Consider the following 773-nt stretch of genomic DNA (forward strand, 5'->3'; position numbering starts at 1 on the left):
GGTTCTGTTGCAAAGTTGAATTTATAGTATAATTTTAACAAAAAGGAGTCTTCTGTATGAACTATTTCAGATATAAACAATTTAACAAGGATGTTATCACTGTAGCCGTTGGCTACTATCTAAGATATGCATTGAGTTATCGTGATATATCTGAAATATTAAGTGAACGTGGTGTAAACGTTCATCATTCAACGGTCTACCGTTGGGTTCAAGAATATGCCCCAATTTTATATCAAATTTGGAAGAAAAAGCATAAAAAAGCTTATTACAAATGGCGTATTGATGAGACGTACATCAAAATAAAAGGAAAATGGAGCTATTTATATCGTGCCATTGATGCAGAGGGACATACATTAGATATTTGGTTGCGTAAGCAACGAGATAATCATTCAGCATATGCGTTTATCAAACGTCTCATTAAACAATTTGGTAAACCTCAAAAGGTAATTACAGATCAGGCACCTTCAACGAAGGTAGCAATGGCTAAAGTAATTAAAGCTTTTAAACTTAAACCTGACTGTCATTGTACATCGAAATATCTGAATAACCTCATTGAGCAAGATCACCGTCATATTAAAGTAAGAAAGACAAGATATCAAAGTATCAATACGGCAAAGAATACTTTAAAAGGTATTGAATGTATTTACGCTCTATATAAAAAGAACCGCAGGTCTCTTCAGATCTACGGATTTTCGCCATGCCACGAAATTAGCATCATGCTAGCAAGTTAAGCGAACACTGACATGATAAATTAGTGGTTAGCTATATTTTTT

The 773-nt window shown here is 33.6% G+C and carries 1 protein-coding gene; it reads left to right on the forward strand.

Translation table 11 applies throughout. The features are described from left to right. Positions 1 to 56 precede the first annotated feature (56 nt). On the forward strand, positions 57 to 731 hold the full coding sequence (locus HMPREF2706_RS01610) for an IS6-like element IS257 family transposase (protein ID WP_048787266.1): 675 nt from the start codon (positions 57 to 59) through the stop codon (positions 729 to 731). Positions 732 to 773 lie beyond the last annotated feature (42 nt).

Source organism: Staphylococcus sp. HMSC067F07 (assembly GCF_001837405.1).
Lineage (GTDB): Bacteria > Bacillota > Bacilli > Staphylococcales > Staphylococcaceae > Staphylococcus > Staphylococcus capitis.

Excerpts from the sequence above, each read along its gene's own strand:
- HMPREF2706_RS01610 (WP_048787266.1), top strand. The coding sequence starts at position 57 with ATGAACTATTTCAGATATAAACAATTTAACAAGGATGTTATCACTGTA.